The 13,278-nt window shown below is 67.5% G+C and carries 14 protein-coding genes and 1 riboswitch; of the genes, 2 read left to right on the plus strand and 12 right to left on the minus strand.

Annotation, left to right across the window (positions count from 1 at the left end):
* Positions 1 to 44: 44 nt before the first annotated feature.
* Both PE061_RS03270 and guaA read right to left on the minus strand, forming a co-directional pair.
* On the minus strand, positions 45 to 1,247 hold the full coding sequence (locus PE061_RS03270; protein ID WP_000954590.1) for a tyrosine-type recombinase/integrase: 1,203 nt from the start codon (positions 1,245 to 1,247) through the stop codon (positions 45 to 47).
* A gap of 304 nt (positions 1,248 to 1,551) precedes the next feature.
* Positions 1,552 to 3,111 (minus strand): glutamine-hydrolyzing GMP synthase, encoded by a 1,560-nt coding sequence (gene guaA / locus PE061_RS03275; protein WP_271257737.1) that lies wholly within the window; start codon positions 3,109 to 3,111, stop codon positions 1,552 to 1,554.
* A 116-nt stretch (positions 3,112 to 3,227) separates the two neighbouring features.
* A riboswitch (SAM-I-IV-variant riboswitch) is annotated at positions 3,228 to 3,335 on the plus strand.
* Positions 3,336 to 3,379: 44 nt separating this feature from the next.
* Between guaA and metA the strand changes: the two genes are divergently transcribed.
* Positions 3,380 to 4,300: a homoserine O-acetyltransferase MetA gene (metA, locus tag PE061_RS03280; protein WP_271257738.1), complete on the plus strand. Its 921-nt coding sequence runs from the start codon at positions 3,380 to 3,382 to the stop codon at positions 4,298 to 4,300.
* A 7-nt stretch (positions 4,301 to 4,307) separates the two neighbouring features.
* Here the strand turns inward: metA and PE061_RS03285 are convergent, their stop codons facing one another.
* From PE061_RS03285 to PE061_RS03330, 10 genes are all read right to left on the minus strand, one after another.
* Complete coding sequence (locus tag PE061_RS03285) at positions 4,308 to 4,856, minus strand: DUF924 family protein (RefSeq protein WP_271257739.1); 549 nt, start codon at positions 4,854 to 4,856, stop codon at positions 4,308 to 4,310.
* 59 nt (positions 4,857 to 4,915) lie between these two features.
* Positions 4,916 to 5,527 carry a hypothetical protein gene (locus PE061_RS03290; RefSeq protein WP_271257740.1) on the minus strand — a complete coding sequence of 204 codons (612 nt, stop codon included), beginning with the start codon at positions 5,525 to 5,527 and terminating at the stop codon, positions 4,916 to 4,918.
* A 46-nt stretch (positions 5,528 to 5,573) separates the two neighbouring features.
* Positions 5,574 to 6,017, minus strand: a complete 444-nt coding sequence (locus tag PE061_RS03295; protein WP_271257741.1) for an acyl-CoA thioesterase — start codon at positions 6,015 to 6,017, stop codon at positions 5,574 to 5,576.
* A complete protein-coding gene (locus PE061_RS03300; protein WP_271257742.1) occupies positions 6,014 to 7,150 on the minus strand; it encodes an iron-containing alcohol dehydrogenase in 1,137 nt (378 codons plus the stop codon). Before PE061_RS03300 ends, PE061_RS03295 begins: the two co-directional genes overlap by 4 nt.
* An 85-nt stretch (positions 7,151 to 7,235) precedes the next feature.
* Positions 7,236 to 7,655 (minus strand): 50S ribosomal protein L17, encoded by a 420-nt coding sequence (gene rplQ / locus PE061_RS03305; protein WP_271257743.1) that lies wholly within the window; start codon positions 7,653 to 7,655, stop codon positions 7,236 to 7,238.
* 105 nt (positions 7,656 to 7,760) lie between these two features.
* A complete protein-coding gene (locus PE061_RS03310; protein ID WP_271257744.1) occupies positions 7,761 to 8,807 on the minus strand; it encodes a DNA-directed RNA polymerase subunit alpha in 1,047 nt (348 codons plus the stop codon).
* Between the two features lie 82 nt (positions 8,808 to 8,889).
* The gene (gene rpsK, locus PE061_RS03315; protein WP_121047270.1) at positions 8,890 to 9,279 is read right to left on the minus strand and encodes a 30S ribosomal protein S11; all 390 of its coding nucleotides are present in this window, start codon (positions 9,277 to 9,279) and stop codon (positions 8,890 to 8,892) included.
* Between the two features lie 24 nt (positions 9,280 to 9,303).
* A complete protein-coding gene (rpsM, locus tag PE061_RS03320; RefSeq protein ID WP_271257745.1) occupies positions 9,304 to 9,672 on the minus strand; it encodes a 30S ribosomal protein S13 in 369 nt (122 codons plus the stop codon).
* Between the two features lie 186 nt (positions 9,673 to 9,858).
* Complete coding sequence (locus PE061_RS03325; RefSeq protein ID WP_271257746.1) at positions 9,859 to 10,422, minus strand: SAM-dependent methyltransferase; 564 nt, start codon at positions 10,420 to 10,422, stop codon at positions 9,859 to 9,861.
* The gene (locus PE061_RS03330) at positions 10,419 to 11,765 is read right to left on the minus strand and encodes an APC family permease (protein ID WP_271257747.1); all 1,347 of its coding nucleotides are present in this window, start codon (positions 11,763 to 11,765) and stop codon (positions 10,419 to 10,421) included. The genes PE061_RS03325 and PE061_RS03330 overlap by 4 nt, the downstream gene beginning before the upstream one ends.
* 191 nt (positions 11,766 to 11,956) lie before the next feature.
* Here PE061_RS03330 and PE061_RS03335 point away from each other — a divergent pair, with 191 nt between their 5' ends.
* The gene (locus PE061_RS03335; RefSeq protein WP_271257748.1) at positions 11,957 to 13,231 is read left to right on the plus strand and encodes an MFS transporter; all 1,275 of its coding nucleotides are present in this window, start codon (positions 11,957 to 11,959) and stop codon (positions 13,229 to 13,231) included.
* The last annotated feature ends 47 nt before the right edge of the window (positions 13,232 to 13,278 follow it).

Consider the following 13,278-nt stretch of genomic DNA (forward strand, 5'->3'; position numbering starts at 1 on the left):
AATTCACGGCATCAACTTCAATGCTATCAAAGATAGCAAAAACATCAACCCTTACTGCCTCCCGAAGTCCACTCATCAATCATATCGGCCCAATCCTGCAACATCGCCGCCCGCTGCTCGCGGTACTCAGCCTTGTTGTAGACAGCCCTCACGCCCTTCTGCTCGTGCGCCAGGCACTTCTCGATCCAGTCGGTGTTGTAGCCGGCCTCATGCAACAGCGTGCTGGCTGTGCGCCGCAAATCATGCGGTCCGAACTTGGTAAGTGACTTCCCATCTTTCTGCGCCGCCTTGTAAGTCAGCGTCAGCACCTGGTTAAGTGTGGCAGCGCTCATCGGCGCATCCGAGTCGTACCGTGATGGCAAAACGAAGTCGGAACCACCGGCAAAGGTTTTCATGGCAATGAAAATATCCAGAGCCTGCTGGGACAGAAATACCAGGTGCGGGTTACGGCGTTTCATCCGCTCCTTTGGAATCGTCCACAACGCTTCGCTGAAATTGATCTCGCTCCAGGTCGCATTGGTCAGCTCGCTCTTGCGCACCATCGTCAGCAATAACAGCTTGGCCGCCGCACGGTTTGTTGGGCTTGTGCCCACTCGCTCCATGTACTGGTACATCAGCCCAATTTCTTCTGGCGTCAACGCTCGGTCACGTGGCTCGAATCGAGCGATGCTTGTTGGGCGCACCAGTTCTGCCGGGTTTTCGACCTTCTGCCCACGCTCGATGGCCCAGCGAAATACCTGCAACACGATTTCACGCACATGAACGGCGGTGGCCGGTGCGCCTCGCTCAACAATGGCATCAGCCAGCGCCCGCAAGTCTTCGTGGGTGATCTCCACCAGCTTCTGATTGCTGAATTTCGGCTTCAGCTCACGCTCATAAACCGAGCGGCGCATATCGCGGGTGGAGTCGGCCATCTGGTAGCCACGCAGCCACTTCTCCGCCCAGGCACCGAACGTCTCTGCATCTTTCACCCGCGCCTTGTCTCGGGCTTTCTCCTTGGCCGGCGACTTGCCCGCCGCAACCATCTTCTTGGCGTCACCCAACAGCTCGCGGGCTTCGGCCAGGGTGATGCCACCGACACCATAACGCCCAAAGGTGATGGTCTCCTGCCGACCGTTGATTGAGTAGTTGTAACGGAACGAGATGGAGCCGGCTGGAGTCACTGCCACATAGAGACCTTCCCGGTCATTCACTTTGTAGAGTTTGTCCCTGGGCTTGAGATTGCGCAGCTTGGTATCGGTCAGCATGTACCTTGTCCTTCTTCGTCTCCGATACCATGCTGAAAAAATCTCGAATTTATCGTATTTTTTCTTACGAAACAGTAACTTATAGAATATTAATACCATGAACACACAAAAGAACGCAGCATGGTATCGGCATCAATCATGGCATCGCCAAACCATAATACCAGCTTTAATGCCATGCTCAAACGGTGCTTGGCGCTTCCTCCCGTTGCCAGATCGTGCCAAACACAAACAAAAAAAAGCCCGCAATTACGCGGGCTTAGCGGCATTTCATGCCATCAGGTGCCTGGCTGTGCCAGACGCGGAATCATTCCCACTCGATCGTTCCCGGCGGTTTCGACGTGTAGTCGTAGACGACGCGATTGATGCCCTGCACCTCGTTCACGATGCGCGTGGCGACACGGCCGAGGAAGGCGGCGTCGAAGGGGTAGACGTCGGCGGTCATGCCGTCGACCGAGGTGACGGCGCGCAGCGCACAGACGGACTCGTAGGTGCGCCCGTCGCCCATGACGCCGACGGTGCGGACCGGGAGCAGCACGGCGAACGCCTGCCAGATCGCGTCGTAGAGGCCCGCCTTGCGGATCTCCTCGAGGTAGATGCGATCGGCCTTGCGGAGCGTGTCGCACTTCTCCTTGGTGACCTCGCCGGGGATGCGGATGGCGAGGCCGGGGCCGGGGAACGGGTGGCGGCCGACGAAGGCCTCGGGAAGGCCGAGCTCGCGGCCCAAAGCGCGCACCTCGTCCTTGAACAGCTCGCGCAAGGGCTCGACGAGCTTCATGTTCATGCGCGCGGGCAGACCGCCGACATTGTGGTGGCTCTTGATGGTGACGGACGGCCCGCCGGTGAACGAGACGCTCTCGATGACGTCCGGATAGAGCGTGCCCTGCGCGAGGAAATCGGCGCCGCCGATTTTCTTCGCCTCGGCCTCGAACACGTCGATGAAGGTCTTGCCGATGAACTTGCGCTTGGCTTCGGGATCGGTGACGCCCGCGAGCCCCGACAGGAACATCTCCTCCGCGTCCACGTGGACGAGCGGGATGTTGTAGGCGCCGCGGAACAGCGAGACGACCTCCTCGGCCTCCTGCGCGCGCATCAGGCCGTGATCGACGAACACGCAGGTGAGCTGGTCGCCGATCGCCTCGTGGATCAGCACTGCCGCGACCGCCGAATCGACGCCGCCGGAGAGGCCGCAGATGACCTTGCCGCTGCCGACCTGCGCGCGGATGTCGGCGATCTTCGCCTCGCGGTAGCCCGCCATCGACCAGTCGCCCGTGCAGCCCGCGACATGGCGCACGAAATTCGACAGCAGCTTCGCGCCGTCCGGCGTGTGCACCACCTCCGGGTGGAACTGCACGCCGTAGAAGCGGCGCACGTCGTCGGCGATCGCGGCGAACGGCGCGCCGTCCGACTTCGCCACCACCTCGAACCCGGACGGGATCGCCTCGACGCGGTCGCCGTGGCTCATCCACACCTGATGCTTCCCGCCGGCGCTCCAGAGGCCGTCGAACAGGTGGCAGTCCCGCACGATCTCGATGAAGGCGCGGCCGAACTCGCGGTGGTCGGAGGGCGTGACCCTGCCGCCGAGCTCCGCGCACATTGTCTGCTCGCCGTAGCAGATGCCGAGCACCGGCACGCCCGCCGCGAACACGGCTTCCGGCGCTTTGGGGCTCGCCCCCTCCGTCACCGACGCGGGGCCGCCCGAAAGGATGATGCCCTTCGGCTTCAGGCGTTCGACGGCAGCCTCGCCCCCGGAGAAGGGCACGATCTCACAGTAGACCCCCGCCTCGCGCACGCGCCGGGCGATGAGCTGCGTCACCTGGCTGCCGAAATCGAGAATGAGGATGGAATCGCCGTGGGGAACGGTCACGCGGGGCCTCGAGGATCAGGACGTGGGATTCCGGCCGGGTTAACGCTGGCGGAAGAGCCTGTCCAGCGACCTTCGCAGCACCCTCTTGAGCGTAAGCGCAAACCCGCCTAGAGACGGCATCACATCAAGAGTTGGGTGCAAGGCCCAACGCCAACCTGCTTTCCGGGCAAGGTGGCGCTCCCTTCGGGGAGGATGTGGCCGAGCCGGCAACCAAACGGATCAAGCCACCGCGTCCTGCCCGGCAAGCGACCCGAGGATAGACGCGTCGATGCCGATCAAGATTCCGGACGACCTGCCCGCCCGCAGCACGCTGGAGCGCGAGGGCGTGATGATCATGCGCGAGACGGACGCCGTGCGGCAGGACATCCGGCCCTTGCGCATCGGCCTTCTCAACCTGATGCCCAACAAGATCCGCACCGAAACGCAGATCGCGCGGCTGATCGGCGCGACGCCGCTGCAGGTGGAGCTGACGCTGGTGCGGATGAGCGGCCACGTGCCGCGCAACACGCCCGCCGAGCACATGCTGTCGTTCTACCGGCCGTGGGCCGACATCCGGGACACCTGCTTCGACGGCTTCATCGTCACCGGCGCGCCCGTCGAGCTGCTGCCGTTCGAGGCGGTGAGCTACTGGGACGAGCTGCGCCGCGTGTTCGACTGGACGCAGACCAACGTGCACGGCTGCTTCAACATCTGCTGGGGCGCGCAGGCGGCGGTGCACCACTTCCACGGCGTGCCCAAGCACGCGCTGGACAGGAAGGCGTTCGGCGTCTTCGAGCATCACAACCTCGCCCCCGCCTCCCCCTACCTGCGCGGCTTTTCGGACGACTTCGCGATCCCCGTCTCGCGGTGGACCGAGGTGCGGCGCGAGGACCTGCCGGAGGGCCGCGGCATCACCGTGCTCGCCGAAAGCGCCGAGACGGGCCTCTGCCTGCTCGACGACACCGCGCACCGCTCGCTGCACATGTTCAACCACGTCGAATACGATTCGACCTCGCTCGCCGAGGAATATTTCCGCGACCGCGACGCCGGAAAGCCGATCGACGTGCCGAAGAACTACTTCCCGGACGACGACCCCTCGGCGACGCCGCAGAACCGCTGGCGGAGCCACGCGCACCTGCTGTTCGGAAACTGGGTGAACCAGATCTACCAGACGACGCCGTTCGACATGGCGGACATCGGCAACCGCTGAACCGCGGCTACCAGCCGACGCCGGGCTGCGCGAGATACTCCAGTTCCTCCGGCGTGGACGCGCGGCCGAGAAGGGCATTGCGGGTCGGGTAGCGGCCGAACCGCTCGATGACCGCCGCGTGATCGCGCGCGAAGCCGATCTGGTGTTCGAGGCCGGCTTCCGCGAAGCAGCGCAGCGCGAACCGCTGCACGCCGCGATCCTCGGCGTGCATCAGCGGCATGTAGAAGAAGCCGCGCCGCACGGGGTCGAGCCGCCGATGCCAGCCCTCGCCGATGCCGAAAAGCGTGAGATCGAGCGCGGCGGCATCCGCCTCGAACGCGCGCGGCGTATCGCGGTGGATGTTGCGCGAGAACTGGTCGAGCAGGATGATCGCGGCCAGCACCGTCTCTGCGTCGCGCGTCCACGCCGCGGTATCGGCAAGCGCCTCATCGCGAAGCGCGCCGAAGCGGCGGGCGATCTCGGCATCCATTTCCGGCGACTTCGTCCAGTGCTGTTCCGGCGTCAGTTCATCGAACCAGAAGGCGAGAACGGCGGCGGCGTCTTCGTGGGCGGACAAGGCTGGTCTCCTGTAGGGGGCAGGAGACCAGCCTAGCCGCACCGGGCCCGCAGGGCTACTCAACGGCCTGCGTAGGCGCTTTCGAAGCGGAAGTCGGTGATGCGGTCGTTGCGGACGTAGCAATAGAAGCTCTCGTCGCGGCGGCTGTCATCGCGGTCGGCGCCGCGCAGCTCGACGCGGCCCGAGACGCGGTACTCGCCGCCCTGCCGGTCGACGCCGCGGATGTCGTTCACGCGCGCCTCGCGGCCGTAGCGGCTGCCGAGGTCTTCCGCCTCGCGCGCGCAGGTGGAGATGGCGGTGCGCTCCTCGTTGGTGCGGTTCTTCCAGTCGCGGTCCTGCCAGCCCCAATCGCCGCCGCCGGGGCGGCCGTAGGTGCCGTCGCGGTTCCAGTCGCCTTCCGGCTCCCAGCCCGAATCGAGCGGACGCTCCTCGTTTTCCTTCTTTTTCTTGGACGCGCTGGAGAGGACGGCGATGAGGCCGCCGGCGACCACGGCGCCGACGATCGCGTCGCCGAGATCGAAGCCGTCGCCGCGGCGGTGATGGCGGCGCCCGTAGCGCCCGTCGGCGTGGGCCTTCGACACGCCGAGCGGCGTGTTCGCGAAACCGGGAATGCCCGCCATTGAAGAGACCACGATGGCCGTGGCGACGCCGAAACCCATGACCTTGCGCATATGACTACCCCGCGATGATCTGCGGCGAAAATGCGCCGGGCGAGCTTTATCCGCGATGAACCGAAATCGCCTCGAGCGCAGCACGTAGATCGGCAGGAAGCGGCACGGGACGGCGCGTCTCGCGGTCCACGTAGACGTGGATGAAGAAGCCCTCGGCGGCGGCTTCGCCCTCGCCTTCCGCGAACAGCCCGACCTCGTAGCGGACCGACGAGGTGCCGATGCGCGCGGCGCGGATGCCCGCCTCGATGACTTGCGGGAAGGCGAGCGGACGCGCGTAGCGGCAGCCGGTTTCGACGACGAGGCCGATGACGCCGCCGCCGTGGATGTCGAGCACGCCCGCCTCGATGAGGTGCGCGTTCACCGCCGTGTCGAACCAGCCGTAATAGACGACGTTGTTGACGTGGCCGTAGATGTCGTTGTCCGCCCAGCGCGTGGTGATGCTGCGGAAGGCGGCGTAGTCGGCGCGGGCGCGGAAGGGCTCGCGGCTCAAAGCGCGGCCTCGTAGAGGCGGCGGGCGTCGGCGAGGCCGATCTCGCACGGGTTGTTGACGAGCAGGCGCTGCTGCTTCATCGCCTCCGACGCGAGCAGGTCGAGATCGTCCGCCTTCACGCCGACGTCGCGGAGGCGCGAGGGCACGCCGCAGTCGGCGGCGATCGCGGCGAGCGCCTCGATGAAGCCTTGCGCCTGCGCCTGACGGCCGAGGGGCGCGAGCGACGGATCGAGGATCGGCGCGAGGTCCGCGTAGAGCGGCAGCGCGGCCGCCATGTTGTGGCCGAGCACATGCGGCAGCATCAGCGCGTTCGAAAGGCCGTGCGGCACATGGAAATGCCCGCCGAGCGGATAGGCGAGCGCGTGGACGCCGCCCACGGGCGCATTGGCGAAGGCGACGCCCGCGAGGTGCGAGCCGAGCAGCATGGCGCCGCGCACGTCCGCGTTGCCGGGATCATCGCAGGCGCGGCGGATGTTGGCGCCGAGCAGCGCCAGCGCCTGCTTCGCGAGCGCGTCCGACAGCGGATTCTTGAGGCGCTTCGTGGTGAACGCCTCGATGGCATGGACCATCGCGTCGATGCCGGTGGCGGCGGTGACGCCGCGCGGCAGGCCGAAGGTGAGCGACGGGTCGAGGATCGCCCAGTCGGCATAGAGCGGGCGGGCGACGACGCCCTTCTTCTCGGCGCCGCCGACGGTGAGGATCGCGATCGGCGTGGCTTCCGAGCCGGTGCCCGCGGTGGTGGGGATAAGGATGAGCGGGAGGCGCGCGCCCTTCGCCTGATCGACGCCGTAGATGGCGTCGAGGTCGTCGCCGGAGCCGAGCAGGTAGGCGACGACCTTGGCGACGTCCATCGGGCTGCCGCCGCCGAAGCCGACAACCGACGTGACGCCCGCTTCGCGTCCGGCCGCGACGGCGGCAAGCGCGGTCGCGGCGGAGGGGTCGGCCTCGACGGCGTCGAACACCAGCGCCCGTTCGCCGAGCGCGGCGAGCATCGGATCGGCGAGGCCGAGGCCGCGCACGCCCTTGTCGGTGACGACGAGGACGGGGCCTTCGGGAACGAGTTCGGGGACGGACGCGCTGCGCCCGGTGCCGGAGAGCACACGGGGGCCGTAGTCGAAGCGGAAGTCGGTCATGCGCGGCACCCTATTGGCTGGCCCGAAAAAGAAAAGGGCCGCACCCGAAGGCACGGCCCTGCGTTCTTCAGCGAAAAGCGCCCGATCAGGCGGCTTCGGCGTCCTCGAACGACTCGACCGGGCCGGAGTCCTGGCCCTTGGCGCTGGTGTCGCGGTCGACGAACTCGATGATCGCCATCGGCGCGGCGTCGGCGGCGCGGATGCCGGCCTTCAGCACGCGGATGTAGCCGCCGGGGCGCGATTCATAGCGCGGGCCGAGCACCTCGAAGAGCTTCCTGAGCTGCGTCTCGTCCATCAGGCGCGACTGCGCGAGACGGCGATTGGCGAGGCCGCCCTTCTTGGCGAGCGTGACCAGCTTCTCCGTGTAGGGGCGAAGCTCCTTCGCCTTGGCGAGCGTGGTCGTGATCTGCTCGTGCTTGATGAGCGCGGCGGCCATGTTGCGCAGCAGCGCCTGACGGTGGCTGCTGGTGCGGCCGAGCTTGCGGTGTCCAACGCGGTGACGCATGTCTCAAACTTCCTTCCCGTTTGTTCACGGAGCCGTGCGAGGTACTCCGGACCAGGCGGCAGAAACCGGGCGCCGCCCAAACCCGTGCGGGGTAAGGCCGGAGCCTCAGCCCATGATTTCCTGTTCGAGCTTCTTGGCGAGCTCCTCGATGTTCTCCGGCGGCCAGCCGGGGATTTCCATGCCGAGGCGGAGGCCCATCTGCGAGAGGACCTCCTTGATCTCGTTGAGGCTCTTGCGGCCGAAGTTCGGCGTGCGGAGCATCTCGGCCTCGGTCTTCTGGACGAGGTCGCCGATGTAGATGATGTTGTCGTTCTTCAGGCAGTTCGCGCTGCGGACCGACAGCTCCAGCTCGTCCACCTTCTTGAGCAGGTAGCGGTTGATGGCGCCCTCGTCCTCCTGCGCGGCGGCTGCCGTGGAGGGGACGGCGGCGATCGCGGTCGGCTCGTCGAAGTTGATGAACAGCGCGAGCTGGTCCTGAAGGATGCGCGCCGAGTAGGCGAGCGCGTCCTCGGGGCTCACGGTGCCGTCGGTCTCGACCGTCAGCGTCAGCTTGTCGTAGTCGAGCTCCTGGCCGACGCGGGTGTTCTCCACCTTGTAGGCGACCTGGCGCACCGGCGAGTAGAGCGCATCGACCGGAACGAGGCCGATCGGCGCGTCCGCCGGGCGGTTCTGCGACGCGGGCACGTAGCCCTTGCCGGTCTCGACGGTCAGCTCCATGTTCAGCGTCGCGCCCTCGTCGAGCGTGCAGATGACGAGATCGGGGTTCATGATCTCGATGTCGCCCGTCACCGAGATCTGGCCGGCGGTGACTTCGCCCGGACCCGACGCGGTGAGGTGCAGGCGCTTCGGCATCTCGTCGAGCATCTTCACCGCCACCTGCTTCACGTTGAGCACGATGTCGGTGACGTCCTCGCGGACGCCAGCGAGCGAGGAGAACTCGTGCAGCACGCCGTCGATCTTGATCGAGGTGACGGCCGCGCCCTGAAGCGAGGAGAGCAGCACGCGGCGGAGCGCATTGCCGAGCGTGAGGCCGAAGCCGCGCTCCAGCGGCTCGGCGACGAACGTCGCCTTCCGCGCCTTGTCCGCGCCGGCCTTCACTTCGAGGCTGTTGGGTTTCTTCAGTTCCTGCCAGTTCTTTGCAATTACGGCCACTGTCTTCCCCTTCGCGGGCTGGCGGGCCGGAGCCCGCCGCATAGGATTTTCGGACGAAACGCTGAGCGAAACGCGCGCGGCGTCAGACGCGGCGGCGCTTCGGCGGACGCACGCCGTTGTGCGGGATCGGCGTCACGTCGCGGATCGCGGTGATCTGGAAGCCGACCGCCTGCAGCGCGCGGAGCGCCGACTCGCGGCCCGAACCCGGACCCCGGACCTCGACCTCCAGCGTGCGGACGCCGTGCTCGGCGGCCTTCTTGCCGGCGTCTTCCGCAGCGACCTGCGCGGCGTAAGGCGTCGACTTGCGGCTGCCCTTGAAGCCCATCGTGCCGGCCGACGACCAGGCGATCGCATTGCCCTGCGCGTCCGTGATGGTGATCATGGTGTTGTTGAAAGAGGCGTTCACATGCGCGACGCCCGAGGTGATGTTCTTGCGCTCGCGCCGTTTGATGCGAGCCGGTTCCCGTGCCATTTCGAATAGCTCCCTTTTGCTCGCTTATTTCTTCTTGCCGGCGATCGGCTTCGCCTTGCCCTTGCGGGTGCGGGCATTCGTGTGCGTGCGCTGGCCGCGGACCGGAAGCCCCTTGCGGTGGCGAAGGCCGCGATAGGACGCGAGGTCCATCAGGCGCTTGATGTTCATCGACGTCTCGCGGCGGAGGTCGCCCTCGACCGTGTGGTCGCGGTCGATCATCTCGCGGATCTGGATGACCTCCTGATCGGTGAGGTCCTGAACGCGGCGCTCGGCCGGGAAGCCCAGCGTCGAGCAGATCTTCGCAGCGGTGGTACGGCCGATGCCGTGAATGTAGGTAAGGGCAATCACGACGCGCTTGTTGGTCGGGATGTTGACGCCCGCAATACGTGCCACAGACGGTTCTCCTAGCTCCACAGGCCGCGTGGGCGCGCGGGCCTATCTCAAAGCGTGAAACCCCAATGAACACACAAAACCGGCGAGCACGCGTTTGCGCCGCCGGAATGCGATACACTCGGGATGCGCGGGAGATAGGAGCCGAATCGCCCCGTGTCAAGCGGACGGTGCCCGAAATCCGCGAAGTCAACGCCGTTTCGGCACGGTCCAGAAATACACCATGCGGCCGTCGACGTCCGCCGTGGCTTCCGGCTCCCAGTCGCCCATGCGGAAGGCGTGGCTGACGATGCGGGTGCCGGGCTTCAGCTCCTTCAGCAGGCGCGGCCGCAGCTTTTCGTTGAGCGAATCGAGAAGATAGAGCGTGACGACGGTCGCATCGCTGAAATCCGCCTTGAACAGGTCTTCCTGCCGGAACGTCACCTCGTCCGTGACGCCCGCCTCCTCCGCGTTCGCGCGCGCCTCGCTGATCCGCTCGGGGTCGATGTCGATGCCGACGGCCCTGATCTCGAAGCGCTTCGCCGCCGTGATGGGGATGCGCCCGTCGCCCGAGCCGAGGTCGTAGAGCACGTCGCCGTCCTTCACCGCCGCCATCTCCAGCATCTTGTCGACCACGTCGGGCGGCGTCGGCACGTAGATCACGTCGGGCGTGCGCGCCGCCTGCGCCTCTGCGGCGGCGGCAGGCGGCGCGGCAGACAGGGCGGCAATCGGCAGGGTGCCGATCAGGATGGCACCGGCGATCGTCCATTTCATCGGTCGGGTTCCTTTCCAGCGCCGCGGAAGACGAGAAGCAGCACGCCGCCCGCGGCGAGGACGGCGATACCGGCGAGGGCGCCCCAGCCCGTGTAGGTCACGCTCGACCAGAGCATGTAGAGGCAGGTGAGGCAGAACAGCGCGGGCGTCAGCGGATAGAGCGGCACGCGGAACGGCCGCGGCGCGTCCGGCTCCCGCGCGCGCAGCACGAACAGCGCGAGCCCCGTGAGCAGCAGGAAGAACCAGAAGACGGGCGCGGTGTATTCGACGACGAGCGTGAAGCCGTCGCGCGCGAAGGCCCCGGCGAAGACCAGCAGCAGCGCGGTCGCGCCCTGCGCGAGGAGCGCGTTGCCCGGCGTGTCGCGCGCCGCCTCCCAGCGGCCGAGCCAGCGGAACGCCGGGAACTCCCGCCCCAGCGCGCAGCTCGTCCGCGCGCCGGTGATCGCCGTGGCGTTCGCCGAGGTGAGCGCGGCGACCGCGATGAGCAGGCTGACGATCACCGCGCCGCTGCCCCCGAACGCGCGGCGCATCACCTCCGCCGCGACCGCATCGCTCGCCGCCATGCCGCCGAGGCCGAGCGCCTTCAGGAAGGCGATGTTGACGAGAAGATAGAGCACCGTGACGATGCCGAGGCCGATGATCATGATGCGGCCGATGCGCCGCCGGTCGCCCCTCACCTCCGCCGAAACGTAGGCCGCCTCGCTCCAGCCGCCGTAGGTGAGCAGCACGAAGACCAGCATCAGGCCGAGCGTGCCGCCGCCTTCGGGCGGCGGCACGGTGCTTTCCGGCGGCGCGAGCGCGAGGCCCGCGACAATGACGAGCGCCAGGCCGAGCACCTCCGCGAGCGTCAGCCAGCGCTGCGCGCCCGCGCCGAAACGCACGCCCGCCCAGTTGAGCGCGGTGACGCCGACCACGGCGAGCGCGGCGTAGACGGCGGACGTGGCGGGGCCGAAGCCGCCGATGCCCGCGAGATAATCGCCGACGATATAGGCGAGGAGCGCGATCGAGCCGGTCTGGATCACCGCGAGCCGCGCCCACGCATAGAAGAAGGCGAGCCGCCGCCCGAAGGCGCGGCCGAGGAAATGATAGTCGCCGCCCATGTTCGGCCACGCCGACGCAAGCTCGGCATAGCAGAGCGCGCCGATCATGGAGATGAGCCCGCCCGCGACCCAGACGAGGAGCAGCGCCGCCTCGCTGCCCGCCGCGCCCGCCACGACGGACGGCGTGCGGAAGATGCCCGCGCCGACGACGATCCCCACGACGAGCGCAAGCAGATCGCCCGGCCCGAGCGTCGCTTGCGGCAGCGCGAAGCGCGGCGAGAGGCGCGTGTCATGTCGGTTCACGGGGCAAGCGCCATCAGGACTTTCCGGAAGCGGCCGATGGCAAGGGAACGACAGGCGGGGCGCACGGTTCCCCGGCGCCGGAAAAGCATCGTCATATACGCGGCTTGCATCAACGGTTGACGGACGGCGGCGGGCGCTCCATCGGCACGGGACGGGGAGAGCAACAAGATCGGACAAGGGGGGGCCGCCGCATGGCCGACAAGACCAAGCTGCCGCCATCGACGCGGCGCGTGCTGACGGCGAGCCTCGTCGGCACGGCGGTGGAGTTCTACGACTTCTACATCTACGTGACGGCGGCGGCGCTGGTGTTCGGGCCGCTGTTCTTCCCGGCCGAATCGCCGTCCGTGCAGCTCATGATGTCCTACGCGAGCTTCAGCATCGCGTTCATCGCGCGGCCGCTCGGCGCCAGCGTGTTCGGGCATTTCGGCGACCGCATCGGGCGCAAGTCGACGCTCGTCGCCTCGCTGATGCTCATGGGCGGATCTACGCTCGCCATCGCCTTCCTGCCGACCTACGAGACCGCCGGGTGGATCGCGCCGCTGCTGCTGTGCATCCTGCGCTTCGGGCAGGGCTTCGGGCTCGGCGGCGAATGGGGCGGAGCGGCGCTGCTCGCGGTGGAGAACGCGCCGCCCGGCTGGCGCGGCCGCTTCGGCATGTTCCCGCAATTGGGCGCGCCCGTGGGCTTCATCGCGGCGAACGGCCTGTTCCTGATCCTCGGCCTGACGCTGACGCCCGAAGAGTTCTTCGCGTGGGGCTGGCGGCTGCCGTTCCTTGCCAGCGTCGTCCTCGTCGGCGTCGGCCTGTGGGTGCGCCTCAAGCTCACCGAGACGCCCGCCTTCGCCGCGGCGATGGAGCAGGGACCGCCGCCGCGGGTGCCGCTCGCGCAGCTTTTCCGCCACCACTGGCGCGAGACGCTGGCCGGCACGTTCACCGTCGTCTGCTGCTTCGCGATCTTCTACCTCGCGACCGCGTTCGCGCTCGGCTACGGCACGACCACGCTCGGCATCGCGCGCGAGACGTTCCTCTCCATCCTGCTCGGCGCGATCCTGTTCATGGCGATCGGCATCCTGATCGCGGGCTGGCTTTCGGACGTGAAGACGCCGCGCCTGATCCTGATGGCGGGGTGCGTCGGCACGGTGCCCACAGGCCTGCTGCTCGCGCCGCTGATGGAAGGCGGCGCGCTGCTGCCGATCTTCCTGTTCCTGTCGCTGGCGCTGCTGATGATGGGGTTCGTCTACGGGCCGCTCGGCGCCTTCCTGCCGAGCCTGTTCCCGGCGCGCGTGCGCTACACGGGCGTGTCGATGGCGTTCAACGTCGGCGGCATCCTCGGCGGCGGGCTCGCCCCCAACATCGCGCAGGCGCTCGCCGACCGGGGCGGGCTCGCCCCGGTCGGGCTTTATCTGGCAGGCGCCGCGCTGGTGAGTTTCATCGGGCTGCTGATGGTGCGGCCGACGGACACGCCCTGATGTGTTCTCCCCTCCTCTTCAGGAGAGGAGCCGGGGGTGGGGACTAT

The sequence above is a fragment of the Sphingosinicella microcystinivorans genome (genome assembly GCF_027941835.1).
Classification (GTDB): Bacteria; Pseudomonadota; Alphaproteobacteria; order Sphingomonadales; family Sphingomonadaceae; genus Sphingosinicella.

What these genes read in the sequence shown, in the direction of transcription:
- PE061_RS03270 (WP_000954590.1), bottom strand. Translation starts at nt 1,247, where the DNA reads ATGCTGACCGATACCAAGCTGCGCAATCTCAAGCCCAGGGACAAACTC.
- rplQ (WP_271257743.1), bottom strand. Translation starts at nt 7,655, where the DNA reads ATGCGTCACCGCGTTGGACACCGCAAGCTCGGCCGCACCAGCAGCCAC.
- PE061_RS03335 (WP_271257748.1), top strand. Translation starts at nt 11,957, where the DNA reads ATGGCCGACAAGACCAAGCTGCCGCCATCGACGCGGCGCGTGCTGACG.
- metA (WP_271257738.1), top strand. Translation starts at nt 3,380, where the DNA reads ATGCCGATCAAGATTCCGGACGACCTGCCCGCCCGCAGCACGCTGGAG.
- rpsK (WP_121047270.1), bottom strand. Translation starts at nt 9,279, where the DNA reads ATGGCACGGGAACCGGCTCGCATCAAACGGCGCGAGCGCAAGAACATC.
- PE061_RS03290 (WP_271257740.1), bottom strand. Translation starts at nt 5,527, where the DNA reads ATGCGCAAGGTCATGGGTTTCGGCGTCGCCACGGCCATCGTGGTCTCT.
- PE061_RS03325 (WP_271257746.1), bottom strand. Translation starts at nt 10,422, where the DNA reads ATGAAATGGACGATCGCCGGTGCCATCCTGATCGGCACCCTGCCGATT.
- PE061_RS03300 (WP_271257742.1), bottom strand. Translation starts at nt 7,150, where the DNA reads ATGACCGACTTCCGCTTCGACTACGGCCCCCGTGTGCTCTCCGGCACC.